Source organism: Denitratimonas organivorans, assembly GCF_037478135.1.
GTDB lineage: Bacteria > Pseudomonadota > Gammaproteobacteria > Xanthomonadales > Xanthomonadaceae > Denitratimonas.
Window position 1 is genome coordinate 155,717 of the sequence record NZ_JBBHDV010000004.1, and the last position, 25,351, is coordinate 181,067.

At 64.0% G+C, this 25,351-nt stretch carries 23 protein-coding genes and 1 pseudogene; 17 read left to right on the forward strand and 7 right to left on the reverse strand.

What is annotated here, in order from left to right; genetic code table 11:
• The first annotated feature begins 24 nt into the window (after nucleotides 1–24).
• The 5 genes from WDB66_RS06100 (at nucleotide 25) to folD (ending at nucleotide 5,428) form a co-directional block, all read left to right on the forward strand.
• A complete protein-coding gene (locus WDB66_RS06100) occupies nucleotides 25–663 on the forward strand; it encodes a YfgM family protein (RefSeq protein ID WP_339397646.1) in 639 nt (212 codons plus the stop codon).
• A 1-nt stretch (nucleotide 664) separates the two neighbouring features.
• A complete protein-coding gene (gene bamB, locus WDB66_RS06105) occupies nucleotides 665–1,804 on the forward strand; it encodes an outer membrane protein assembly factor BamB (RefSeq protein ID WP_339397647.1) in 1,140 nt (379 codons plus the stop codon).
• 97 nt (nucleotides 1,805–1,901) lie between these two features.
• Nucleotides 1,902–3,302, forward strand: a complete 1,401-nt coding sequence (gene der / locus WDB66_RS06110) for a ribosome biogenesis GTPase Der (RefSeq protein ID WP_339397648.1) — start codon at nucleotides 1,902–1,904, stop codon at nucleotides 3,300–3,302.
• A gap of 19 nt (nucleotides 3,303–3,321) precedes the next feature.
• The gene (moeB, locus tag WDB66_RS06115; protein WP_339397649.1) at nucleotides 3,322–4,467 is read left to right on the forward strand and encodes a molybdopterin-synthase adenylyltransferase MoeB; all 1,146 of its coding nucleotides are present in this window, start codon (nucleotides 3,322–3,324) and stop codon (nucleotides 4,465–4,467) included.
• 85 nt (nucleotides 4,468–4,552) lie between these two features.
• Nucleotides 4,553–5,428 (forward strand): bifunctional methylenetetrahydrofolate dehydrogenase/methenyltetrahydrofolate cyclohydrolase FolD, encoded by an 876-nt coding sequence (folD, locus tag WDB66_RS06120; protein ID WP_339397650.1) that lies wholly within the window; start codon nucleotides 4,553–4,555, stop codon nucleotides 5,426–5,428.
• A gap of 240 nt (nucleotides 5,429–5,668) precedes the next feature.
• Here the strand turns inward: folD and WDB66_RS06125 are convergent, their stop codons facing one another.
• Nucleotides 5,669–6,874, reverse strand: a complete 1,206-nt coding sequence (locus tag WDB66_RS06125) for an MHYT domain-containing protein (RefSeq protein ID WP_339397651.1) — start codon at nucleotides 6,872–6,874, stop codon at nucleotides 5,669–5,671.
• 268 nt (nucleotides 6,875–7,142) lie between these two features.
• Here WDB66_RS06125 and guaB point away from each other — a divergent pair, with 268 nt between their 5' ends.
• From guaB to WDB66_RS06150, 5 genes are all read left to right on the forward strand, one after another.
• The gene (gene guaB / locus WDB66_RS06130) at nucleotides 7,143–8,600 is read left to right on the forward strand and encodes an IMP dehydrogenase (protein ID WP_339397652.1); all 1,458 of its coding nucleotides are present in this window, start codon (nucleotides 7,143–7,145) and stop codon (nucleotides 8,598–8,600) included.
• 56 nt (nucleotides 8,601–8,656) lie between these two features.
• Complete coding sequence (locus WDB66_RS06135) at nucleotides 8,657–8,902, forward strand: type II toxin-antitoxin system Phd/YefM family antitoxin (protein ID WP_339397653.1); 246 nt, start codon at nucleotides 8,657–8,659, stop codon at nucleotides 8,900–8,902.
• Nucleotides 8,902–9,348, forward strand: a complete 447-nt coding sequence (locus tag WDB66_RS06140; RefSeq protein ID WP_339397654.1) for a PIN domain-containing protein — start codon at nucleotides 8,902–8,904, stop codon at nucleotides 9,346–9,348. The genes WDB66_RS06135 and WDB66_RS06140 overlap by 1 nt, the downstream gene beginning before the upstream one ends.
• Before the next feature lie 175 nt (nucleotides 9,349–9,523).
• Nucleotides 9,524–11,086, forward strand: coding sequence for a glutamine-hydrolyzing GMP synthase (gene guaA, locus WDB66_RS06145; protein ID WP_339397755.1), 1,563 nt, complete (start codon nucleotides 9,524–9,526; stop codon nucleotides 11,084–11,086).
• Between the two features lie 111 nt (nucleotides 11,087–11,197).
• Nucleotides 11,198–12,691: an IS91-like element ISCR2 family transposase gene (locus tag WDB66_RS06150; RefSeq protein ID WP_001120888.1), complete on the forward strand. Its 1,494-nt coding sequence runs from the start codon at nucleotides 11,198–11,200 to the stop codon at nucleotides 12,689–12,691.
• A 175-nt stretch (nucleotides 12,692–12,866) separates the two neighbouring features.
• On the opposite strand, the gene WDB66_RS06155 is transcribed toward WDB66_RS06150, so the two are convergent.
• Complete coding sequence (locus tag WDB66_RS06155; protein WP_000251875.1) at nucleotides 12,867–13,169, reverse strand: phosphoglucosamine mutase; 303 nt, start codon at nucleotides 13,167–13,169, stop codon at nucleotides 12,867–12,869.
• Between the two features lie 86 nt (nucleotides 13,170–13,255).
• Nucleotides 13,256–14,071, reverse strand: coding sequence for a sulfonamide-resistant dihydropteroate synthase Sul2 (gene sul2 / locus WDB66_RS06160; RefSeq protein ID WP_001043260.1), 816 nt, complete (start codon nucleotides 14,069–14,071; stop codon nucleotides 13,256–13,258).
• A gap of 500 nt (nucleotides 14,072–14,571) precedes the next feature.
• Here sul2 and WDB66_RS06165 point away from each other — a divergent pair, with 500 nt between their 5' ends.
• From WDB66_RS06165 to WDB66_RS06180, 4 genes are all read left to right on the forward strand, one after another.
• Complete coding sequence (locus tag WDB66_RS06165) at nucleotides 14,572–15,177, forward strand: ECF-type sigma factor (protein WP_339397655.1); 606 nt, start codon at nucleotides 14,572–14,574, stop codon at nucleotides 15,175–15,177.
• Nucleotides 15,174–17,639 (forward strand): serine/threonine-protein kinase, encoded by a 2,466-nt coding sequence (locus WDB66_RS06170; protein WP_339397656.1) that lies wholly within the window; start codon nucleotides 15,174–15,176, stop codon nucleotides 17,637–17,639. Before WDB66_RS06165 ends, WDB66_RS06170 begins: the two co-directional genes overlap by 4 nt.
• A gap of 78 nt (nucleotides 17,640–17,717) precedes the next feature.
• On the forward strand, nucleotides 17,718–19,022 hold the full coding sequence (locus WDB66_RS06175; protein ID WP_339397657.1) for an FG-GAP repeat protein: 1,305 nt from the start codon (nucleotides 17,718–17,720) through the stop codon (nucleotides 19,020–19,022).
• A 294-nt stretch (nucleotides 19,023–19,316) separates the two neighbouring features.
• Nucleotides 19,317–19,844, forward strand: a complete 528-nt coding sequence (locus tag WDB66_RS06180; RefSeq protein ID WP_339397658.1) for a CxxCxxCC domain-containing protein — start codon at nucleotides 19,317–19,319, stop codon at nucleotides 19,842–19,844.
• Nucleotides 19,845–19,997: 153 nt separating this feature from the next.
• Here WDB66_RS06180 and WDB66_RS06185 read toward each other — a convergent pair whose 3' ends face one another.
• From WDB66_RS06185 to WDB66_RS06195, 3 genes are all read right to left on the reverse strand, one after another.
• Complete coding sequence (locus WDB66_RS06185; RefSeq protein WP_339397659.1) at nucleotides 19,998–20,393, reverse strand: group III truncated hemoglobin; 396 nt, start codon at nucleotides 20,391–20,393, stop codon at nucleotides 19,998–20,000.
• A gap of 292 nt (nucleotides 20,394–20,685) precedes the next feature.
• Nucleotides 20,686–21,192, reverse strand: coding sequence for a DUF411 domain-containing protein (locus tag WDB66_RS06190; RefSeq protein ID WP_339397660.1), 507 nt, complete (start codon nucleotides 21,190–21,192; stop codon nucleotides 20,686–20,688).
• An 80-nt stretch (nucleotides 21,193–21,272) separates the two neighbouring features.
• Nucleotides 21,273–21,674: a CopL family metal-binding regulatory protein gene (locus tag WDB66_RS06195; protein ID WP_339397661.1), complete on the reverse strand. Its 402-nt coding sequence runs from the start codon at nucleotides 21,672–21,674 to the stop codon at nucleotides 21,273–21,275.
• 397 nt (nucleotides 21,675–22,071) lie between these two features.
• On the opposite strand from WDB66_RS06195, the gene WDB66_RS15200 reads away from it, so the two are divergent.
• Entirely contained in the window at nucleotides 22,072–22,620 is a 549-nt protein-coding gene (locus WDB66_RS15200; RefSeq protein ID WP_489670830.1) for a hypothetical protein, read from the forward strand.
• Here WDB66_RS15200 and WDB66_RS06200 read toward each other — a convergent pair.
• Complete coding sequence (locus WDB66_RS06200; RefSeq protein WP_339397662.1) at nucleotides 22,544–23,491, reverse strand: methyltransferase domain-containing protein; 948 nt, start codon at nucleotides 23,489–23,491, stop codon at nucleotides 22,544–22,546. The genes WDB66_RS15200 and WDB66_RS06200 overlap by 77 nt on opposite strands.
• A 343-nt stretch (nucleotides 23,492–23,834) precedes the next feature.
• Here WDB66_RS06200 and WDB66_RS15205 point away from each other — a divergent pair.
• Both WDB66_RS15205 and WDB66_RS06210 read left to right on the forward strand, forming a co-directional pair.
• Nucleotides 23,835–24,341 (forward strand): annotated as a pseudogene (locus tag WDB66_RS15205) (transposase); the annotation flags it as partial.
• A 175-nt stretch (nucleotides 24,342–24,516) separates the two neighbouring features.
• A complete protein-coding gene (locus WDB66_RS06210; protein ID WP_339397756.1) occupies nucleotides 24,517–24,933 on the forward strand; it encodes a transposase in 417 nt (138 codons plus the stop codon).
• Nucleotides 24,934–25,351: the final 418 nt, after the last annotated feature.

Sequence of the window (25,351 nt, forward strand, 5' to 3'; positions counted from 1 at the left end):
CAATCAATTCGGAGTTTTCCCAGGATGGACGAACACGAACAGGGCGAACTCGTTCGCTCGTGGCTGCGTCAGAACGGCGCTGCGATCATTGGTGGCGTGGCCATCGGCCTGGTCGGCATTCTCGGCTGGCAGTGGTGGCAGGGCAGCCAGATGCAGCACAAGTACGATGCCGCCGCGACCTACCAGGCTTTCGAGCAGGCCAGCCAGAACGGCGACAACGCCGCGATGGAACAGCTTGCCGGTGAACTCGGCGGGCGCTTCTCGAAAACCCCGTACGCGACCCTGGCGCTGCTGGAACTTGCCGACACCAAGCTGACGGCAGGCGATCTGGAAGGCGCCCGCGATGCCTATGTCACAGCCGCTGGCGCGTCACCGGATCCGGCCCTGGTCAGCCTGGTCCAACTGCGTCTGGCGCGCCTCGAACTGGCCGCCGGCAAGGCTGAGGAAGCCCTGACGCATCTTGCAAAGATCCCGGCTGGTGATTACGCCGGTCTGGTGGCTGAACTGCGCGGCGATGCACTGGTGGCACTGGGCCGCAGCGCAGAAGCCGGCAACGCCTACCAGGAGGCGCTGACTTCACTGGAAACCGGCGCGCCGAACCGCTTCATCGTCGAGATGAAGATGGCCGATATGGGACTGGCGCCGTCCGAGCCGGAGGCCTGACATGCGGCGCTTCCTGATTCCGCTGCTTCTGGCCGGATTGATCGTCGGTTGCGGCCCCAACAAGCGCGAGAACGTCGAAGCTCCGGCCGAACTGGAGAAGCTGACGCCGACCATCAACGTGGATCGGGTCTGGGAACGCAGCATCGGCAAGGGCGAGCGTCGCCTGGGCGCACGCATGGGCCCGGCGGTCGACAGCGGCCAGGTCTACGTGGCCGATCCGCGCGGCGAGCTTTTCGCCTTTGATGGCGCCAGCGGCCGCGAGATCTGGAAGATCGACACCGGCCTGCGCCTGGCCGGCGGCCCCGGTGTCGGTGAAGGCACCCTCGTGGTCGGCACGCTGGACGGCGAAGTGGTCGCCTACAACCCGGACTCGGGCAGCGAACGCTGGCGTGCGCAGGTTTCGTCAGAGGTCATCACCGCTCCGGCGATTGCGCGCGGCCAGGTCGTGGTGCGTTCGATCGACGGCCGCGTCTTCGCCTTCTCGATCATCGACGGCGAGCGTCGCTGGGTACATGACCGCGGCATTCCGGCCCTGACCCTGCGCGGCAATTCCACGCCGGTGCTGGCCGAAGGCCTGGTGCTGCTGGGTTATGACAGCGGCCACATCGTCGCGCTGCGCGGCGATGACGGCGTCCAGCTGTGGGAACAGACCATCGCCTTGGGCGAGGGCCGTTCCGAGCTGGAGCGCATGGTCGATATCGACGGCGCGATGGCCTACGAGCAGGGCGAGCTCTATGCCGCCGCGTTCAACGCCCAGGTCGTGGCGTTGTCGCTGGAAGGCGGCCGCTCGCTGTGGAACCGCGAAATGTCCAGCTACGGTGGCCTGGTGCTGGATGGCGAACGCATTCTCGTGGCCGACCGCGACAGCGTGATCTGGGCGCTGGACCGGCGCACCGGCTCGGCCCTGTGGAAGCAGGACATGCTGACCTATCGCTGGCTTTCCGGCCCGGCGATCCATGGCCGCAACGTGGTGTTTGGCGACATGGAAGGCCATCTGCACTGGTTCGATCTTGAAACCGGCCAGCCGGCGGCACGGGTGCGTCTGGACAAGCGCCCGATCCGCAGTATTCCTGAAGTGGCGGACGGTCTGCTGTTCGTATTGTCCAGCGGCGGCCAGCTCGGCGCCTACCGCATCAACTGATACCACGCGGCGCTCCGGCAAGGGGCGCCGCGTCCATTCCGGCCCGTCCGGATCGGAACAACTGCGGCCCCGTGCCGCTCTTTTGCGTGAGGTCACCATGTTGCCACTGGTCGCCCTGGTTGGCCGGCCCAACGTCGGCAAATCGACCCTTTTCAACGCCTTCACCCGCACCCGCGATGCGCTGGTGCACAACGAGCCCGGCGTCACCCGCGACCGTCATTACGGCGTCTGCCGGCGGATCGAGGGCAAGCCTTTCCTGCTGGTGGATACCGGCGGCATCAGCGATGACGAACAGGGCCTGGCCGGTCTCACCACGCGCCAGTCGCAGGCCGCGATCGAAGAGGCGGGCCTGATTCTGTTCGTGGTCGATGCCAAGCAGGGCCCGTTGCCGCTGGATGAATCGATCCTGGCGCAGCTGCGCCGCAGCGGCAAACCAGTGTTGCTGCTGATCAACAAGATCGACGCTGCCGATCCGCACGAAGCCATGGCCGAATTCGCACGCCTCGGCCTGGGCGAAACGATTTCGGTATCCGCTGCACACCAGCGTGGACTGGATGCCGTGCTGGAACGGATTGACGAGCATCTGCCGGAGCCGGATGAAACCAGCGACGACGTGGAAACGACCGAGCCGGACCGCCTGCGCCTGGCGATCATCGGCCGCCCCAATGTCGGCAAGTCCACCCTGGTCAACCGCCTGCTGGGCGAAGACCGGATGATCGCCTCCGATGTGCCGGGCACCACGCGCGATGCGATCTCGGTCGACACGGAACGCGACGGGCGCAAGTACCGCCTGATCGACACCGCCGGCATCCGGCGCAAGTCCAAGGTCGACGAAGCGGTCGAGAAATTCAGCATCATCAAGACCCTGCAGGCCATCGAGGCGGCACAGGTGGTGGTGTTCGTGATCGATGCCAGCGAAGGCGTCACCGATCAGGACGCCACCGTGCTCGGGCTCGTGCTGGATGCCAAGCGCGCCCTGGTGATCGCGGTCAACAAATGGGATGGCCTGTCCGACTATCAGCGCGAACAGACCCGTGCCGCGCTGGATCGGCGCCTGAGCTTCGTGCCCTGGGCCGAAAACGTAACGATTTCGGCACTGCATGGTTCCGGTTTGCGCGAGCTGCTGCGTGCGGTGCAGCGTGCGCAGCGCTCGGCCGGTTTCCAGTTCAGCACCTCGGATCTGACCCGCGTGCTGGAAACCGCCGTCGCCACCCACCAGCCGCCACCGGTACGCGGCCAGCCGGTCAAGCTGCGTTTCGCACATCCCGGCGGCACGCACCCGCCGACTGTGGTGATCCACGGCAACCGGGTCAAGGATCTGGCCGAAAACTACAAGCGCTATCTCGAAAACTACCTGCGCCAGCATTACAAGCTGGTCGGCACGCCGCTGAAGCTGGAATTCCGCCAGGGCGAGAACCCCTACGCTGACAAGACCAACCCGCTGAGCGAACGCCAGCTCAAGCAGCGCCGCCGACTGATGCGGCACGTCAAGCGCTGATTCAGACATCGTCGCTGCCATGTCCATGTCCGACACCATCGAGACTCTTTCCCCGCAGCAAGCCCGCAACCGCCAGCAGCGCGGGGCACGCCTGATCGATGTGCGCGAAGCCGGCGAACGCGCCTCCGGCATGGCCGAAGGTGCCACCGGCGTCGCCCTGTCCGAACTGCTGGATGACCCCGCCAGCCATCTGGGTGCACCGGGCAGCGGCAACGAAATCCTGCTGATCTGCGCCTCGGGCCAGCGTTCCTCCAATGCGGCCAAGGCATTGACGGCGCTGGGATATGCACGACTGCTCTCGGTCGAAGGCGGTACCGAGCGCTGGCGGGCCGAAGGCTTGCCGATGACCACGCCGGAAGCCGATGCCGATTTCCTCGAACGCTATTCGCGCCACCTGCTGCTGCCGCAGGTCGGGCTGGAAGGCCAGCGCCGCTTGGCGCAGACGCGCGTGCTGCTGGTCGGTGCCGGTGGTCTGGGTGCACCGATTTCGCTGTATCTGGCCGCCGCCGGCATCGGCCGGCTCGTGATCTGCGACGACGATGTGGTCGAGCTGAGCAATCTGCAGCGTCAGGTGATCCACACCGAAGCCTCCATCGGGCAACCCAAGGTCGCCTCGGCGCAGCGCACGCTGACGGCGCTGAACCACCGCACCGACGTGGTGACCGTGCCAGAGCGCGTCAGCAGCGCCAACATCGATGCCTTGCTGAGCGACGTTGATATTGCGATCGACGGCACCGACAACTTCGCGTTGCGCTATCTGCTCTCCGATGCCTGCGTCAAACACGCCAGGCCGATGATCTACGGCGCGGTGCAGCGTTTCTCCGGTCAGGTCAGCGTGTTCGACGCCGGTCGCCAGCGTGGTGTCGCACCGTGCTACCGCTGCTTGTTTCCCGAGCCGCCACATCCCGAGGATGCGCCGAACTGTTCCGAAGCCGGCGTGCTGGGCGTACTGCCGGGCCTGGTCGGACTGCTGCAGGCCAATGAGGCGCTGAAACTGGCGCTGGGGATTGGCCAGTCACTTGCCGGACGCTTGCTGTCCTTCGATGCATTGACGTCGCACTTTCGAGAAATCCGCCTGCCGCCAGACCCGGATTGCGCGGTCTGCGCCGCTGGGCGGGAGTTTCCCGGTTACATCGACTATGTGCGTTTCTGCTCTGGCGGCTGAGCGCAGAGCGGCATTCCGTACCGCCTGAGTCGTACCACGCCGCGTCCTCGGCGATAATTGCGCCTCACCCCAAAAGGACATGCCGATGCCCGCGCGCCTGCTCGACGGCAAGCTGATTGCCGACCGCCTGCTGGATCACCTTGCCGCCAAGGTCGCGGCACGCCTGGCTGCTGGCCAGGCCGCACCGGGGCTGGCGGTGGTGCTGGTCGGTGCCGATCCGGCTTCGGCGGTGTATGTGCGCAACAAACGCCGCGCCTGCGAGCGCGCCGGTTTCGTCTCGTTCGATTACGACCTGCCCGACAGCACGACCGAAGCCGAGTTGCACGCCTTGATCGACCGCCTCAATGCCGACCCCACGGTCAACGGCATCCTGGTGCAATTGCCGCTGCCGGCGCACTTCGACAGCACCGCGCTGATCGACCGCATCGATCCGGCCAAGGATGTGGATGGTTTCCACCCGGCCAATGTCGGCCGCCTGCTGCTGCGCCAACCCGGCCTGCGACCCTGCACGCCGCGCGGCATCATGACACTGCTGGCGCATACCGACCGCCCGGTGCGCGGGCGCGAGGCGGTGGTGGTCGGAGTGTCGAACCATGTCGGCCGGCCGATGGCGATGGAACTGCTGATCGCCGGCTGCACCACCACCAGCTGCCACCGCTTCACCCCGCGCGAGACGCTGGAAAAGCACATTCGTCAGGCCGACATCGTGGTGGTGGCGGTCGGCAAGCCGGCGCTCGTGCCCGGCGAATGGATCAAGCCCGGCGCTATCGTCATCGACGTGGGCATCAACCGGCTCGAGGACGGCAGCCTGTGCGGCGACGTGGGTTTCGATGCCGCCTTCGAGCGCGCTTCGTGGATCACGCCGGTACCGGGCGGTGTCGGCCCGATGACCGTGGCCACACTGATGCAGAACACGCTGGTTGCCGCCGAAGCGGCCGATCTGCAAGCCCGACGCGACTGAATCTGGCGGCGGTGGCGCCAATGCCGGTACTCATATCAGTTTCCGCCCGTCGGACTGGCTTCACGCGCGTGTATCGATCCTGCGGCTACAGCGAGGCATGGCTGTCCGGCACTGAAAACCGGATTTGCCCGCCGCCCTGATCCGCTTCCATGAAAACGCGGTCCCGCCGCTGAACAGGCGGAACCGCGTAGTGGAAACCGTGGATGCGGCACACCACATCCACGCTTCGGCCCCGCCGGATCAGGCGACGGCGCTGCTCTCGTCCGAACTGCTCTTGGGCGAGGAACGCAGCAACAGCCATTGCGCGTTGTCGCCCTCGCTGGGGCAGTGCGCGCTGTTCATCGACACCACCGCGTCAATGCTGCGCAGCGCAAGCTCGTGCTCCAGTTTTTCGATGATGCCGGCACAACGCTGCATCGCCGCGTCCTTGCCGCCATCCAGCAACAACACCAGGTGCTCTGGACGGGTCCGCGCCAGCGCCGCATCGGGCAGGGCACGCGCGAGGCGCTCGGCGATGAACTTCATCGTCTCCAGCGTCGCCTCCTCACCGGCGGCGGTATCGACACGGAAGGTGACCACGGCAAAACCTTCGGGCGAACCTGCACGCGCGCGCTCGGCAATCGTCTGCGAAATGCCCGCGCGGTTCGGCAGGTTCATCTGGCGATCGGTGAAGGCCATCGTCTGCACCCGGGCTTCCATCTCGCGCTCGGCACGGCGTGCGCTTGCGATGTCACGCGCATCACCGAGCGTGGTCAGGATGCCGAAGCCCAGGATCAGCAGCGTGCCGATGGTCGTTGGCCACGGCAGTGCCTTGGCCTGTAACTGGTTGCCAGGCGCGCAGAACGCACCATCGGCGAATTCGGCCGCAGCCATGCCGGTGTAATGCATGCCGCATACCGCCACTCCCATCACCAGCGCCGCACCCACGCGCATTGCCACATCGCGCCAGCTGCGCACCGTCTTCAGATGCGCAAGGATCAGGATCGCGGCGGCCGAGGCGGCCACGGCAATCACCACCGAGACGATGAACATCGTCGCGTCATAGCTGATCGCCGGCGACATGCGCATCGCCCACATGCCCGTGTAGTGCATCACGCAGATGCCCGCACCCATGCTGATCGCACCCAGCGTCACGGTCGAGGTGCGCACATGGCCGTAGCCGACGATGAACAGCGCCAGCGCCGATGCCGCCACTGCCGCCAACCACGACAACGCGGTGATGCCCAGGTCATAACTGATCTGCACCGGCAGCGTGAACGCGGTCATGCCGACGAAGTGCATCGACCAGATGCCGGTACCCATCGCGGATGCACCACCGATCAGCCACCGCAGACGGTTGGATTTGCGCACCAGCATGCGCGAGGCGAAAGCGATGGCGACAAAGCCGGCGAGGGAGGCGATCAGATAGGACAGGGCAACGATGCCCAGGTCATGTGAACCTTGCATGGGAAATATGAATCTCTGGAGTGTCGGTCAACCAACAGGGGCGCGGAATCTACGTGGTGGGCGGGCAACGGTGGCTGAATCTGTGCCGAATTGGTGCGTAAATATCGGTGATATTCAGTGAACTATTCATATCCTGTCGCTATCGTGCCGGCTTCCTCATGATGGCGATGGCTTTTTGCCGGTGGACTTAACAGCGCGCGCCGCTCGTACCGCCCCGCGTCCCGGGTTACAATGCTGCGCTTCCCACCACCCCAATCGGGAGCCGCCGATGCTCCGCATCCTGGCCGAAGCGCTCACTTACGACGACGTCTCGCTCGTCCCCGCCTATTCCAACGTCCTGCCCAAGGATGTCTCGCTGGAAACCCGCCTGACGCGCAAGCTGCGCCTGAAACTGCCGCTGGTTTCCGCCGCGATGGACACCGTCACCGAGGCCCGCCTGGCGATTGCCATGGCGCAGCTGGGCGGCATCGGCATCATCCACAAGAACCTTTCACTGGAACGCCAGGCGGCCGAAGTCCAGCAGGTGAAGAACTTCGAGACCGGTGTGATCCGCGAGCCGTTCACGGTCGGCCCGCAGACCTCGATCGGCGAAGTGCTCAAGCTCACCCGCGCCCGCAACATTTCCGGCGTGCCGGTGGTCGAAGACGGGCAGCTGGTCGGCATCGTCACCGGCCGCGACATGCGTTTCGAGACCAAGCTTGATGATCCGGTGCGCAACGTCATGACGCGCAAGGACAAGCTGGTCACGGTGAAGGAGGGCGCCAGCGACGACGAGGTGCTGCACCTGCTGCACACCCATCGCATCGAGAAAGTGCTGGTGGTCAACGACAACTTCGAACTGCGTGGCCTGATCACCGTCAAGGACATCCAGAAGGCGCACGACTTCCCCAATTCGGCCAAGGACAAGGACGAGCAGTTGCTGGTCGGTGCCGCCGTCGGCGTTGGTGGCGATACCGAGGCCCGGGTCGAAGCGCTGGTGGCCGCCGGTGTCGACGTGTTGATCGTGGATACCGCGCACGGCCATTCACAAGGCGTGTTGGACCGGGTCAACTGGGTCAAGAAGAATTTTCCGCAGGTGGAAGTGATCGGCGGCAACATCGTCAGCGGTGATGCCGCACTGGCGCTGATGGACGCTGGGGCCGATGCGGTCAAGGTCGGCGTCGGTCCCGGCTCGATCTGTACCACCCGCATGATCGCCGGTGTCGGCATCCCGCAGATTACCGCCGTCAGCATGGTGGCCGAAGCGCTGCAGGACCGTATTCCGCTGATCGCCGATGGCGGCATCCGCTACTCCGGCGATCTGGGCAAGGCACTGGCCGCCGGAGCCTCCACGATCATGATCGGCGGCCTGTTCGCCGGCACCGAGGAAGCTCCGGGCCAGGTCGAGCTGTTCCAGGGCCGCAGCTACAAGAGCTATCGCGGCATGGGCAGCCTGGGTGCGATGGAGAAGGGCAGCAAGGACCGCTATTTCCAGGACTCCACCGATGCCGACAAGCTCGTTCCAGAAGGCATCGAAGGCCGCGTGCCCTATCGCGGCCCGGTCGGCGGCATCGTGCATCAGCTGATCGGCGGCCTGCGTGCCACGATGGGTTATGTGGGTTGCGCCACGGTCGAGGAGATGCGCACGCGCCCGCAGTTCGTGCACATCACCGGTGCCGGCCAGCGCGAAGCCCATGTGCACGATGTGCAGATCACCAAGGAACCGCCGAACTACCGGATGGGTTGACACGTCCGGCGCCGCAGAGGAAAGTAGGCAATATGACTACATTTCCGGAGAAGGCCATGAGCACCTCCATTTCCGCCGCCGATGCCAACCGCAATTTCTCGCAGCTCCTGCGCGGCGTGCGCGAGGAAAAGGCGACCTACATCGTCACCTCGCACGGCAAGCCCGTGGCCCGGATCGTGCCCGTGGACGACGACGAACTGGCGAAGACGCGTGCTCGTGAGCTGTTGCTCAAGCGCCTGAAACAGCAGCCCGCCATCGGCGCCGGGCCCTGGACACGCGACGAACTGTACGAGCGCGATTGATGCGAATCGCGCTCGACACCAACGTTCTGGCCTATGCCGAAGGGGCGGGCGATCCGCACAGGCAGGGGATCGCCCTTGCCCTGCTGGAAGCGATGAAAACATCCGGGGCCGTGCTGCCGGTGCAGGCTTTGGGCGAACTGTTCAACGTGCTGGTTCGCAAGGCCGGATGGTCGCGTGAGCAGGCGCGGCAGTCCGTTCTCGCATGGAAGGACGCGTTCACGCTGGCGCACACCTCTGCTGAAACGATGCTGTCGGCCTGCCAGTTGGCGGCAGCGCATCAGTTGTCCATCTGGGATGCCGTCATGCTTTCAGCCTCCGCCCAGGCCAATTGCCAGCTGCTCCTGTCCGAAGACATGCACGACGGCTTCGTCTGGCGCGGCGTCACCGTCGCCAACCCGTTCAAACCCGAGCTCCACCCCTTGCTGGCATCCGCGCTGGCGGATTGATCACCGGTGAACCTTTCGTCCATCCACGGCGGACGCTTCCGGGCGCTCCCGGCGGTGATGCCAACATCCTGATCCCGTTGATTTTTGGTAACGAGACAGGAGTTTTCCAGAACTTTTCCAGAAGCGAGAACGCCCGGTGAGCACTTCCGATTCCCGATTCCCGACGCCCGATTCCCTGCTGCACCGCGACAAGATCCTGATCCTGGATTTCGGTGCGCAATACACCCAGCTGATTGCCCGCCGCATCCGCGAGATCGGCGTCTATTGCGAAATCTGGGCCTGGGATCACGACCCGGCCGACATCGCCGCGTTCGGCGCCAAGGGCATCATCCTGTCCGGCGGCCCGGAATCCACCACGCTTGCCAATTCCCCGCGCGCACCGCAGGCGGTGTTCGATGCGGGCGTGCCGTTGCTGGGCATCTGCTACGGCATGCAGACCATGGCGGTGCAGTTGGGCGGTGCCACCGAAGCCGCCGATCAGCGCGAGTTCGGCGCGGCGCAGGTCAGCATCGTGGCCCAGGACCGGCTGCTCGACGGGCTCAAGGACCACGCCGGATCGCCGCCAAGGCTGGATGTCTGGATGAGCCACGGCGACCACGTCTCGCAGGCGCCGGAAGGGTTCACCGTCACCGCCAAGACCGACCGCATCCCGGTCGCCGCCTTCGCCGATGACCGTCGCGGCTGGTACGGCGTGCAGTTCCATCCGGAGGTCACGCACACCAAGCAGGGCACAGAACTGCTGCGCTGCTTCGTCGTGGACATCTGCGGCTGCGACACGCTGTGGACTGCGGCGCGCATCATCGAGGACCAGATCGCGCGGGTGCGCGAGCTGGTTGGTTCCGATGAAGTGATCCTCGGGCTTTCCGGCGGTGTCGATTCCTCGGTGGTTGCGGCGCTGCTGCACCAGGCCATCGGCGAACAGCTGACCTGCGTGTTCGTCGACACCGGCCTGCTGCGCTGGCAGGAAGGGGACCAGGTCATGGCCACCTTCGCCGAGCATCTGGGGGTCAAGGTGATCCGTGTGGATGCAGCCGAGCGCTACTTCAGTGCACTTGAGGGCATCAGCGATCCGGAAGCCAAGCGCAAGGTCATTGGCAACCTGTTCGTTGAGATCTTCGAGGAAGAATCGAACAAGCTGAAGAATGCCCGGTGGCTGGCACAGGGTACGATCTATCCGGACGTGATCGAATCGGCCGGCAGCAAGACCGGCAAGGCGCACGTCATCAAGAGCCACCACAACGTCGGTGGTTTGCCGGAGCACATGAAGCTGGGCCTGGTCGAGCCGCTGCGCGAGCTGTTCAAGGACGAAGTGCGTCGCCTCGGCGTGGAACTCGGCCTGCCGCGCGAGATGGTTTACCGACATCCATTCCCCGGACCGGGACTCGGCGTGCGCATCCTGGGCGAAGTGAAACCCGAGTACGCCGAGTTGCTCGCCCGCGCCGATGCCATCTTCATCGACGAATTGCGCAAGGCCGACCTGTACGACAAGACCTCGCAGGCCTTCGCCGTGTTCCTGCCGGTCAAATCAGTGGGCGTGGTTGGCGATGCGCGCGCCTACGAATGGGTCATTGCACTGCGCGCGGTGGAGACCATCGACTTCATGACCGCACACTGGGCGCACCTGCCATACGACTTCCTTGCTCGTGTTTCCAACCGAATAATCAATGAGTTGAAGGGTGTTTCTCGCGTTGTTTATGACATCAGCGGCAAACCGCCTGCGACGATCGAATGGGAGTGACGGGCACTGGCTGGCAATGTCTAGCAACGGCAGGCATTTCGGCTGAGGGTAAAAGAACTTTCCGCTAAGCGATAGACTGTATGTAAACACAGTATTGCAAGGACGCGGAACATGCCTCATGTGGCGGCCAGGACGGCCAGCCGGGATCGGGATACTGGTCGTTACCAGAGCCACCGACCCGAGCAAACCCTTCTCTATCAGATCGTTGACGAGTATTACCCGGCATTCGCTGCGCTTATGGCAGAGCAGGGAAAGGAATTGCCGGGCTATGTGCAACGGGAATTTGAAGAATTTCTCCAATGCGGGCGGCTGGAGCATGGCTTTCTACGGGTTCGCTGCGAGTCTTGCCACGCCGAGCACCTGGTCGCTTTCAGCTGTAAGCGTCGCGGTTTCTGCCCGAGCTGTGGGGCGCGGCGGATGGCCGAAAGTGCCGCCTTGCTGGTTGATGAAGTACTGCCTGAACAACCCATGCGTCAGTGGGTGTTGAGCTTCCCGTTTCAGCTGCGTTTCCTGTTTGCCAGCCGGCCCGAGATCATGGGGTGGGTGCTGGGCATCGTTTACCGCGTCATTGCCACGCACCTGGTCAAGAAAGCGGGCCATACCCACCAAGTGGCCAAGACGGGCGCGGTCACCCTGATCCAGCGTTTTGGATCGGCGCTCAATCTGAATGTTCACTTCCACATGCTGTTTCTCGACGGTGTGTATGTCGAGCAATCCCACGGCTCAGCGCGTTTCCGCTGGGTCAAGGCGCCGACCAGCCCAGAGCTCACCCAGCTGACGCACACCATCGCCCACCGGGTGGGTCGCTATCTGGAACGGCAAGGCCTGCTGGAACGGGATGTCGAAAACAGCTATCTGGCCTCGGATGCGGTGGATGACGACCCGATGACACCCCTGCTGGGGCACTCGATCACTTACCGTATCGCTGTCGGTTCACAGGCGGGGCGAAAGGTGTTCACTTTGCAAACTCTGCCGACCAGTGGTGATCCGTTCGGTGACGGGATTGGCAAGGTAGCCGGGTCCAGCCTGCACGCCGGCGTGGCGGCCAGGGCCGATGAACGCAAGAAGCTCGAACGGCTGTGCCGGTACATCAGCCGCCCGGCGGTATCCGAGAAGCGGCTGTCGTTAACACGAGGCGGCAACGTGCGCTACCAGCTCAAGACGCCGTACCGGGACGGCACCACGCACGTCATTTTCGAACCATTGGATTTCATTGCAAGGCTGGCCGCCCTGGTACCGAAGCCCAGAGTCAACCTAACCCGCTTCCACGGGGTGTTCGCACCCAACAGTCGGCACCGGGCGTTGGTCACGCCGGCAAAACGGGGCAGGGGCAACAAGGTCAGGGTGGCTGATGAACCGGCAACACCAGCACAACGGCGAGCGTCGATGACATGGGCGCAACGGCTCAAGCGTGTTTTCAATATCGACATCGAGACCTGCAGCGGCTGCGGCGGCGCCATGAAAGTCATCGCCTGCATTGAAGACCCTATAGTGATCAAGCAGATCCTTGATCACCTGAAGCACAAAGCCGAAACCAGCGGGACCAGGGCGTTACCCGAAAGCCGGGCGCCACCGGCTGAGCTGCTCCTGGGTCTGTTTGACTGACGAGCCTGAAGGCCAACGATACCAATCAAAATGCTGCGTTCACAGCGCCGCGGCAGGGATCCGCCGTGCTGGTTGTCGGAAAAGGAGCCGCTAGTGGGAAAGAGGAGGGTAAATTTTCAGCGTTGCTGGCTCCCCGTCAGCCGGATTGGGTTGCATCGCAGGGGTGTCGAAAGAGTCAACTGCGGTCCAAAGCTGTTGGACTTGGGTGAAAAGGGCGTTTATTCTTCCTATACGTTGTCGGCAGCGGGCCAAAAAGGAATACGTCCATGCCCATCGAGGTGAAACCGGCTGTGAGCGCGGGTTCAAGCATATAGCCCGACAGGCGCGTATCCTTGCCGATCACGACACGATGGCGGTGGTCACCGCGACGAAAGACACGGCCAGCCGCCATGCCGACGCGCAAGGCGGTTTCCGCCGTCATCGCGCCTTCGTTGGCTTTGCCACGAATACCGTCTGTGCCGAAATATTTGCGCACCATAAGGTCGATTATCCTGTCGTCGGGTCGCCCTCAAAGGGGACATGCCTGCTGAACCGCGAATATAGAGAAATATCCCGAATGTGCAGTTAACGAATTCTTGCGGTTTCTTTCAGCGCCGCCAATACCGCCAGCCCGTCGCGCAAGGGGCGCGGCTCGTGTGTGCGGATGAAGTCAGCTCCACCTGCGGCGGCGGCAAGCTCTGCAGCGAGTGTCGCGGCCCCGACATCCCCCGGACCACGGCCTGTGAGCGCGCGCAGAAAGGATTTGCGCGAAACAGACAGAAGCACCGGCAAATCGAAGCGCAGCCGCAATTCATCGAACCGCGCCAGCACCGAGAGCGAGGTTTCGGGAGCAGCCCCCAGAAAAAACCCCATGCCGGGATCAAGGACAAGGCGGTTGCGTTTGATACCGGCACCCGTCAGCGCCGCGATGCGCGCGTCAAAGAACGCCGCAATGTGATCCATGATGTCGCCAGCGGGTGCCTCGCGCCGATCTGCCTGCCCGTCTTGCACCGAATGCATAACGACGAGTTTGGCAGATGATTTCGCCAATTGCGGATAGAACGCAGCGTCTGGAAAACCGCGAATATCATTGAGATAGGCCACACCACGCGACAAGGCATAGGCTTGCGTCGCGGGTTGATAACTGTCGAGCGAGACGGGAATGCCATCTGCCTTGAGCGCGTCCAGCACCGGCGCGATACGCGCGATTTCTGTGTCGGACGAAACAGGCGCGGCGTCGGGATTGCTGGATGCCGGACCGAGGTCGATCACATCTGCCCCCTCGGCCATCAGCTTACGCGCCTGCGCAATGGCTGCGTCTGGCGCCAGATACCGGCCTCCATCGGAGAAACTGTCCGAGGTTATGTTGACGATGCCGAAAATGATGAGCGATTTATTCATGGGGGCTTCTATAATAATAATAATCGAGCATGAGTCTCATACGGATGCTCGGGTCGAAAGGGAATCCCCAGGCGAGTAACCTGTTTGCGGTGATCCATTAGCTGCAGGAGCAGAAGAGCATACATCTGGAAGCAAAGCCAGGAAAGCGGCCTATGGAGCTGTGCGGCAGCGCTCAGTAGGCAATTTTTCAAAATATTGTTAAGCCTTTTCTGAGCATGGTATTTTTCATGGTATTACCAATTAGCAGGAAAATAAGCCATTGAATATAAAAGATAAAAATGTCTTGTTTACAATAGAGTGGGAGTAGGGCGCGCACTCTGTGGATGCCTCCTTCCAGTTCCAACGCCGTTGAATAACGAGCATCTCCGGCGGCCCGCCAGGCACGCCCGCAGCCCTGAAATTCGACTCCGGCAGGCCACCTGACATCCGGGTGGCGATGCCGAACCCCTCGCGGTGCACGTATCATCGGCCGGGGCTTAGGAATAACCTTTGGTTGCCGCATGGTGAACGAGCCAACCGGGGCGGGCCGATCCGAGGCCACCCCAGACAACGTCACGACATTGCTGCAGGCCTTGTCCGGTGGTGACCGGGCCGCCTTCGACCGTCTGTTCGCACTGGTCTACCCGCAGATCCGCGCGCTGGCGCGGCGGCGCATGGCGGAGTCGGGTGCGCAACTGACCCTCAGCACCACCGGTCTGGTGCACGAAACCTGGTTGAAGTTGGTAGGCGTGGATTCCGCCGGGTGCCAAAGCACCGGGGAATTTCTTGGCGTGGCGTCGAGCGCGATGCGCCAGGTGCTGGTGGATTTCGCGCGGCGGCGGCTCAGCGCCAAGCGTGGCGGCGGGCAGCTTCGGCTCCAAGTCGACAGCGCCGGGCTCATGCTTAACGATCAGGCCGAGGCGCTGTGCGAACTTGACCTGCACTTGCGCGAACTGGCGGAACTGGATGCACGCCTGGTACGGCTGATCGAGTGCCGCTTCTTCGCCGGGCTGACAGAGCTCGAGACGGCGGCGGCGCTGGATACCTCCGTGAGCACCGTGCAGCGCGACTGGATACGTGCACGCGCCTGGTTTGCCGCGCGGCGTACGGATGGGACATCGGGATGAGCCTGGACGCCGCCGCATGGCGGCGCCTCGACGCGGCGGTGAGGGCTGCGTCGGTATTGCCTCTGGCCGAGCGTGACACGGCACTCCAGAACGCACTGGGTGACACACCCGAACTGCTGCGCGCCGCGCGTGAAGCCCTCGACCCCGATGGCAACGAACCGGGATTGACGCGACTGGCGCCCAACCTGCTCGCCCATCTTGGTGACGAGCGTCAGCGCGAAGAAGATGCGCAGTGGCAGGGGCGGCGTATTGGTCCGTGGCACGTGACTGGCCGCATCGGTGCCGGCGGCATGGGCACGGTGTATCGGGTCGAACGCGCCGACGGAGCGTTTGAACGCGTTGCCGCGCTCAAGCTGTTGCCGTTGTCGCTGCAAAGTGAAGAGCTGCGCCGGCGTTTCAACATCGAGCGCCGCATCGCCGCACGCCTGCAACACCCCGGCATCGCCCAGCTGCTCGATGGCGGCAGCGCCGACGACGGCTCGCCCTGGCTCGTGCTCGAATACGTCAACGGTGAGCCCATTGATGCCTGGTGCGATCGACACCGCCTCGATGTGCGCGAACGCGTCGAGCTGCTGTGCGCCGTCGGCGCCATCGTGCAGTTCGCGCACAGCCGGCTGGTAGTGCACCGCGACCTCAAGCCCGCCAATATTCTTGTCGACACCGAAGGCCGGGTGAAGCTGCTCGATTTTGGCATCGCGCGGCTGCTGGAGGATGTCGGCGAGAAACAGGCCACCGGCCCGCTCGGGGTGCGCTTGACGCCGGACTACGCCGCGCCCGAGCAGTTCGACGGCGAAACGATCAGCGCCGCCACTGATGTCTACGCGCTCGGCTGCCTGGCCTATCGGCTGCTGGCCGGACGCGTGCCGTTGGCGCTGGACGGGCAGCCATTGGCGGCGATGCTGCACACCTTGCGCCAAGAAACGCGGCCAACGCTGTCGGAAGTGGCAAAAACGGCGAGTCTGCCGGCCGGCGTGCGGTGCAGTGACCTGGACGCCGACCTTGAAGCCATCGCACGCCGCGCCGTGGCCTGCGACCCGGTGCTGCGTTATGCCGCCGCCGCCGAGTTCAGCGCGGACCTGCGGCGCTGGCTCGACGGCCTGCCGGTGGCGGCGCGCCATGCCGGGCGCCGCTATCGCATTGGCCGTTTCTTCCGCCGCCACCGGCTCGGGCTTGGCCTGACTGTGGCGGTGTTCCTGGCGCTGGGCAGCGTCGCCGCGGTGGCGGTGCACCAGGCCAGCCAGGCGCGCGAGCAGCGGGACGGCGCCGAGGCCATGGTGGGCCTGCTGCGCGAGCTGATGCAGCTTGCTGATCCCAATGCTGGGCTCGGCCACCAGATGGGTGCGCACGCCCTGTTGCGCACCACGCTCGCGCGGGTGGAGGCCGACACCTCCACCCAGCCACGCAACCGCATCGCCTTGCTCGACACCCTGGCCGAGGCGCTGTTGGCCTTCGAGCTCTACGACGAGGCGATCCGCGCGCGCGAGGCGGCGCACGCGCTGCACATGGAGGTCGACGGCGCCTCGCACCCGGACACGCTTGCCGCGCGACGGCTGCTGGGCCTGGCGCTTCGCACCCGCATCCCCGACCACGAGCGCAGCGAGCGCCTGTTCGTCGAGCTGCTGGACGCGCGCCGGCGCCTTCACGGCGAGCACCATCCGCTGACCGCCGAGAGCGCCTGGGACCTCGGCTTCTTCTACCTGCGCTACACCGACGCTGCGCATCCCGGCCGCGACCAGGCGCTGGCGCTGCTCGAGGGCGCCCACCAGTCGCTGCGCGAGAGCCTGGGCGACGCCGACCCGCGCACCGGCCAGGTATTGTTCGACCTCGGCCTCGCAACGCCGGACCGCGCGCTGCGCATCGCCCGCATGCGCGAGGCCATCGCCATCCGCGAGGCGGCGCTCGGCGCCGACGACCCGCTTCTGCTGCAGCACCAGGGCGACCTGGCGCTGGTGCTGGGCGACGCCGGCGAGGCCGAGGCCGCGATCGCGCTCGGCCGCCGCGCCGCCGAGGGCCATGAGGCGATTCGTGGCGAGTTGCACCCGCTCACCCTCAGACTGTGGAACAACCTCGCGGGTCTGTACCGCGACCATGGCCAATTCGACAAGGCACTGGCCGTCTATACCCGCGTCGACGAGCGGGTACGCCTAACGTCGCCGGAAGGCCACATCCGCCGGGCCTATCCGCGCTATGGACTGGGCCTCACCCTCAACCGCCTTGGTCGTCCCGAAGAGGCCGAGCCGCATCTGCGTGCCGCGCTGGAGCTGGTTCAGGCCAACGGCCGTGAGTCGATGATCGCCGTCACCCGAGGTGAACTCGGCGACAGCCTGGCCGCACAAGGCCGCATTGAAGCCGCGCAGCGCGAGTACCGCGCAGCGCTCGTGCTCTACACCGAAGCACTCGGTCGCGACGACGACGATCCCAACGTGCGCGCACTGCAATTGCGCCTGCTCAACGTGCCCTGAATCTTCCGCGCCAGCCCGCAGTGAAGTGATTTCCTGCCGCTTTTCGTACTGCACGGAACTATCCAGCGGAGAACCCACATGTTCCTTGTACGAACCAGCATTGCTGCACTCGCGGTTGTGCTTTCCCTGCCCATGCAGAGCGCTTTCGCCCAGGGCTTTGTCCAGATCGACCGGTTGACTCATTTCGACATCAGCCAGAACTATGACAGGGTCGGATTTGGCTCGAGCATGGCGTTGGCGGGCAATCTGGCGCTGGTCGGTGCACCCAGTCTGGGAGGCACCGATGGCGCGGTGTACGTGGTGCGGCTGGAAGCCGACGGTTCGCTCACCTACCTCGATCAGCTCACTCCCGGCGGAGACACCTACCGGCTCGGTCGCACACTCGATGCCGATGGCGACTGGGCAGCGATCTTCGAGCTCTTCGACAACGTACTCATCTACCAGCGCGTGGGCGATGGCTTCGTCCTGCGGCAGAGGCTGCAGCAGCTTCCATCCCAGGGCGGGATCATCATCCGCGGCGTCAGCGCGATCGCCCTGCGGGGCGATACCCTCGTGATCGGTGACTCCAGCGCCCACGTCCCCGGAACCGGCGGCGCCGGCGCAGCCGCCGTCTACCGGCGTAGCGGTGCGACCTGGTCCCTGGAGGCACTGGTGCCCTCACCGGCCCCGGGCAATACCGTCAATTTCGGCGATGCCGTCGCGGTGTCGGGCAACACGCTGGTGATCGGCGCACCAGATGCCGACGCCTCGGATGGCGGTGCGACGGGTGCCGGTTTCGGCCGCGCCTGGGTCTACCGCCGCAGCGGTACCAGCTGGAACCTGGAGGCAACCCTCGACGGACCCGCCGATGACAAGGCATTCGGCGACGATTTCGGCCGCTCCGTGGCCATTGATGGCGACACCGCCGTGGTCGGCTGCCGGGTCTGCAACAATCAGGCCGGTGCGCCCTCCAACTCCGGTTCATTCCATGTCTTCAGGCGCAGCGCCGGCGGTTCCAACAACTGGGGCAGGGTGCAGGAACTGAGTGCCTCCAATCCTTCCTTCATCGACAACTTCTCCCACGCATTGCGCCTGCGTGGCAACCTGCTGATGGCCACGGCTCCGGGCAGCAACACCAAGGCCGCATACCTGTACACGCGATCATCCGGAGGAACCTTCCAGGAAGTCGCCGAGCTGACGAGTACCGACAGCAGCGGCAGCCAGGCCCAGTTCGGCATTTCCGTGGATTTCGATGGCGTGCGCAGCGTCGTCGGTGCCCACCTGTTCCCGGATCAAGGGCCCGAGGCCAACCGCTACGGCGCGATCTTCAGCTTCACCAACCCCACCGTCCTGGCGTGCCGCGACAACTTCGACGCCATCTTCTGCAACGGTTTCGAGAACTGATCAAGCTTCACAGCGTCATTCCAGCGCATCGGAATGACGCTGTGACCAGATGTTCCCTGAAGCCACTGGCTGGCAAGTGGCCTGACCTTACGCTGTCTTTCATCACGCCCATGCGCCATAATTGAACCCATGGCAATGATTTGAATCGGTATTTTCACCCGATCAGCTGCATCCCTCAGCCCATGCCACTCCCCCTTCGCCAGCGAAGAAGGAAGTGCAAAACGCTCGGCTGATCGCTGCGGCTGATCGGGTGTTTTCATATGTTGATGACAGGGCGCGGGGTAAAAAGAGCAATTGCGTGATCGATTCTGGGAAAAGTACTCCCTCGGAGAACTCAACGGCAGGGAGTGGGAAGCCCTGTGCGATGGATGCGGCCAGTGCTGTCTCAAGCGGCGCGTGGAGAACAGCGAAGTCACAGTCTACGGCGTCGCCTGCGAGTTGCTGGACATCGGCACCGCCCGCTGCAAGGACTATGTGAACCGGCTGCGACGAGTCCCCACCTGCCACGAGCTGACACCCACCTCCGTGCCGATGTATCAGGGCTGGTTGCCGGAGAGCTGCGCGTATGTCCGCGTTCACAAGGGTCAGGCGTTGCCGGCATGGCATCCGCTGCTCGCCGGCGACCGCAACCGGATGCACAGGAAGGGGATCACCATCAGCCACTACGCCATCCCGAGCGGCACGCTGTCGCGGCGGCAAAAGGAACGGCACATCGTCTCGCGCCGGTCGATCAGCAAGAAATGCCAGCAGCAGGCGGGGAAGGCGGCACAGAATGATCGTGGCAGGCGGCAGACGAACCCCTCTTCACGCCGCGAGCGGTAACCGGAAGACAGCACCACAGCCTGGCTGAAACACCAAAGGCGCCACCACTTGATGGCGCGGTTCCCACGCGCATCCAGTGTTCTAGGGGAACATCTGAACAAGCCGCCGGGATGACAGAGTGAGACTTGATCAGACGTTCCCTGGCGCACCGGATCAATCCTGCATCATGAATTCTGGTCGCACCGCACCAACCCCACGGCTCAGATGGTGGCCGATGCGGTTCGCCAGGGTCTGCATGTAAGTCGCCGCATCCGCTTCCAGCACCTCGCCCGTGGTCTGTTGCCACAGCAGCAGCCATTGATCGAAATGGTGCGCCCGGATGTCGGGCAGGGCGCGATGCACAGCCATCGGATTGCCACGGAACGAGCCTTCGCCCAGCACCACCGAGGCCCAGAACGAAGTCAGCAGCGCCTTGTGCTCGGGCCAATCGTCCACCGCCGCATTGAAGATCGGGCCCAGTTCCGGGTGCACCTGGATGCGCTCGTAGAAACAGTCCACCAGACGCGCGAGATCGGCACGGGAGAGGGATTGATCGGTCGTTTCGTCCACGTTTCACGCTTTCCTGCCAGCGGCAGAGGCGCCGCCACGCACGAATTCTCGCGCCTGGAAAGATGCGTTGCACTGATGCCGGTCAGTCTGGGGAGGCTTCTGGGGCATTGTCGTTGCGCCAGTCGCAGCGGCAACGCCGGAAGCCGGGTTTTCGGCAACCTGGGGGAAAAGCTGGATGACGAGCGTCGCCGCTCCATGCCGATTCGTGGGGAATCATGAAGCAGCGCCGCCGTTTCCAGCCTGATGGGCGCTTCTTCCTGGTACAACGAAGCGCCCACCGTCTCCTTTGATATCAGTGATTTGCGAATACCTCGGTACTGCCATCCGGCCGCACCAACTCCACCGTATAGGCTTGCGTGTGGCCGCCGGGGACCTCCATGCCGGGCGAACCCAGCGGCATACCCGGCAACACCAGACCGCGCGCATCCGGCTTTTCCTGCAACAGGCGCCTGATGTCCGCCGCCGGCACATGGCCTTCGACCAGATAACCACCCACCTCGGCGGTATGGCACGAACCCTTGCCGTACGGCACACCCAGACGCGCCTTGACCGGGCCAAGATCGTCCATATCGCGCACATCCACGGTGAAACCGGCCTGGTGCATATGTTCGACCCACACCCCGCAACAGCCGCAGCTTGGCGTCTTGTGCACGGTCATCAACGGCAGCACCGAATCGGCCTGCACCGTTGACGGTTGGGGGCTGTCGTTCCCGCCGGCCCACACGCTCGACGCACCTGGGCCAAGCGCAGCCAACGCCAGCACCATGCCGGCAAAAACACCTTTTCTGGAAATGCTCATCTTCTGTCTCCGATTGATCGTGTGGCCCACAAGGGCCGGAAATATCGACGCTCCGCACCGGGCAGGGCGCGGTACAAACGTCAACCAATCGGAGGGCGGAAAACGCCAGACAAGACAGGAGATGTATGGCGGGTGGAAAAGAACACCGGACCGGCCTGCGGCACAACCTGATAACCCGCCAATCCCCGCGCGACATCGGCGGCACAGTGGTGCAGACAAGCACCACACGCGGTCGGATCGCAGCCCGGCTCACAGCAATCGGTGAAGTCGGCATCGCCGCCGGCTTCGGCTGCAACAGCGTGTCCGTCACCAGCCAAACCCTGATCCAGGGAAATTCCGGCTGCCGCCGTCGCAGCCTCGGCGGCGCGGTGACAATCATCCATCTGCACATCCGCAACCATGCCCACACCGGCACCAGAAGGCCCGCCGACCACCAGAGCCAGCGCCAGCAACATCCGCAGCAGCAGCGAAAACAGAGACATGCGGTGGATTCTACGCCGATGTCGCAACACGACGGTTGACCCGGATCAAGCCGCTCTTTGGCCAGACAGTAGTGCTGTTGCCGGCCGGTAACTGCGATCAGTGACGGAAGGAGAAGTACGCGGTAGGGCGCACACGGACGGCTCGAACCTTGATAGCTGCGCCATCTGCACCCCCACAAATTTGACATAATATACATTATGACTAGTCATGAGCATGCACCACACACCCACGAACACTGCATCCCGGCAACACCCAAGACCTTCCAGAACATCTGCGGAGATCAAGAACATGAGCACTATCGCACCTTGCCACGTTGTCGGATGCAAACCCAGCCCTCGCGCGGTGGCTGTTCACGCGCTGCGCGCATATGGAAAGGCGTAACTTGGTGGGCCGTGGATAGGCTGGCGGTTGACCGGTCGCTGCCTGGTGACGCCCGAGGGGCTGAAGTTGCCGGTGGAACGCGTCAAGGGACTCGCGTGGCGGCAGGATGCGGAAGATCGTCTTGCGCGTGCCAAGGCACGCAACGCCGCACGCAGCGATGAGAAGCAACTGGTCAAGGTGATCGTGGTGACGTTGACCGAGTTCCGCTGCGAGCGATTCGGCGCCGCCCGACGATCAGGATCGCGTCAGTTGCTGGTGCTGTGTTCTATCGCCTTGCCGCCGGGGATATCCGAGCCAGGAGCGGCAATCAGCGCCAAGCGGTCGGTAATGATCGGCTGTCGAAGAAGGATGGCCAGCGGCGCGGCTCGCCGTTTCGTCAGGGTTGCGCGCCCTGCCCTTGGCCAGGTGGGTCCAGGACGGCATCGACTGTGGGCGTGCAGTCCGGGAGCTCCGTTCTTCACCCATTACTCGTTCGGCAAGAGACGGATCACTCCCGAAACGCAACAATCGCACCCACGAAGCCAAGGAGCCCCCGTGCCGGGCACCAGCCATCCACGAGCATAGCATCGGAGAACCCTGCGGTGCGGATGTCATCCAGCAGGCTCCAGCCGAAGGTATGGAAGGCCAAGCAGCCGTCATCGGACATCGGATCGCCGTGGTATTCCGGCTCCACCAGGTGCTCAATATTGCCGTCAACGATCCGGGCCCGAAGCAGGGATTCGGATGTTGCTTCCGCAAACGGTACGGTGATGACCAGCCTGCCGCCCGGCTTCAGCACACGATGGAATTCACGCAGCGCGGCGTTGTGGTCCGGGACGTGCTCCAGCACATCCATGGTCAGCACACCGTCCTGTGATCCTGAGTCGAATGAAAGCGCGGTGACATCTTCGTGCTGCAGTTCGGCAGCCGGATTGCCGGTCAGATCGCGCAGATACTGGCGCAGATGCGAGCGTTTAAGGGCGGAATCCGGCAGGAACTCGCTGCCGTGCAAACGCGGCCTGCGTCGCAGCAGTGCAGCATAAACCGGTGTGGTCTGTTCGGTGAGATACAGCGTCGCGGCGGCATCCACGCCGACGCTTTCAAGCAGTCGTACCGAAAAGCGCACCCTGCTGATCAGTCCGCAACCGCGACAGGCCAGTTCCTCGCGCCAATTGGGCGTTTCTTCCGGACGGGTGACGGGATTGAACGGCGCCTTTTCCATCCTTCCGCAAACATCGCAATAGATGTCCAGTTCGTTTTGCGGATGCGTCGCCGCCAAGCCCAGTTCGGTGGCGTGCCGGGTCGCACGTGATTGCCACGGGTCGGAATCGAGGTATTCCTCGAGCGACGCAAACCCTTCGAACCCTGCCCCGAGCTTTGCACTCATCGCGTCCTGCTTCCCTGCACTGCACATCAAAAGCCGCGATTGTAGATGCATCCATGCGGGTGGCGTCACCGGAATGCCGGGATCACCCCCCCCCACTCTGCATGCCTTGCAAACAAAAAGGCCTGGATATATCCAAGCCCTTGGTATTGGTGGTGGGGTGGAACCCAATGCTCCCAACTTAAGCAATTCCCCTCGCTTTCGGGTCGCATATGGGGTATCATGACTTCACTATAACTCATTGAGTTCATTGACAATATGAACTCAAATACCTGCTCCCGCCGCCATCGTGTCCAGTCTCCGGACATTCCTTGACACATCGGCCTTGGCCGAGCGCGTCCGATTGCATCCAGCGGCCTTCACTCGCCAGCGAATCCTCACCCTGCCGCGCATCGCCGCCATGATGATCGGGGGCATGCGTGCCAGTGTGCAGGCCGAACTGGATGGCTTGTTCGCCCAGATCCACGGCTCTGCCGTGCGCGTGCGGGCCGTCAGCGAGCAGGCTTTCAGCAAAGCCCGACAGGGCTTCTCCGCGCGTCTGTTCGATCAGGTCAATACCCATCTGTTGCGCCTTGCCGCACCGCTCATTGACGCCCATCGCTGGCACGGCCTGCGGGTGGTCGCTGCCGATGCCAGCCGGATCAGGGTCAGCACCCGGGCCAATGCCTCGTTGCAGGCCGATCACTGGGCTTTTGCCCTGTTCCTGCCCGGAGCCGAACTGACCCTGCATGCCCGTCTGCATTCGGCCGATGGCGGCGAGCGGCAGATGCTGTTCGAGGCGCTGGATGAACTGGCTCCCGACCGCGACCTGCTCGTGCTCGATCGCGGCTATCCCGGCAATTGGATGGCCGCCGCTCTGGCCCAGCGCGGACTGGACTTCTGCATGCGCGTGGACGCCACCGGCTGGAACGTGGTCAAGGACTTCCTGCGCAGCGGCCAGACCGAGGCACACATCACCCTCAAACGACCCGCGCCACGCGATGCCGTCGACTACGAACTCCAGCGCACGCCCACCCATGTGCGGCTGATCCGCGACGTCACGCCCGCCGGCAGCGTGCGTATCCTGATGACCTCGCTGCTGGACACCGAGCGCTATCCTGCGGCGGCCTTTCGGCGCGCTCTACCATCGCCGCTGGCGCGTGGAGGAGGCCTTCAAGCGCATCAAGCACCGCTTGCACCTGGAGGCCGTCAGCGGCCTGAACTATCTGGCCTTGCAACAGGATTTCGCTGCCAAGGTGGTGGCCGACAATCTCCACATCCTGCTGACCGCAGCCAACGACCCCGAGGTCGCCTTGCAGGCCGAACCCGATTCCCGGCCCAATCGCGCCTTTGCCCTGGGCACCCTCAAACCGATTCTGGCCGGCTGCCTGCTCGCTGTGCGCCAATGTGTCCGTGCACTGGCACAAGCGCTCGACGTCATTGTCGCCACTCGATGCCGGGTACAACCCAACCGCAGTTATCCCAGGCACCATCGCAGCAAACCGCATGCGCATCGTGCATATCGAGGGGCTTAAGTTGGGAGCATTGGGGTGGAACCCTGCACCAAACCTATGTAAATCAGCGCCTTAGAACCGCTGCGAACTCCTGCGGAAAGGTGCGGAATCCAGCCCCGACTGCCAACAATCCTACCAGTTCTGCCCCGGCCGGGTCACCAACCGAGCGCATCAGACAGGACGCCAGTTCGATTCCCAATTTCGGAATTGAACCCGCGTCCGCAATTGATTAAAGCAGCCGCACCGGGCGTGCAATCTTAGGTCTTCGTGCTTGGCTGGCGGTCTGGAGGTTGGCCGACTTGGAGAGGATTCTCAGCATCGCCTGGTTGTGGGTGTATCAGGGGACGCACCGACCCGCGCCCAAATGAGCACCGATCATTTCGGCCGTAACGATGCGGACGACCGGTTCATGGTGGCAGCCGCAAAGCTGGCGTTCGAC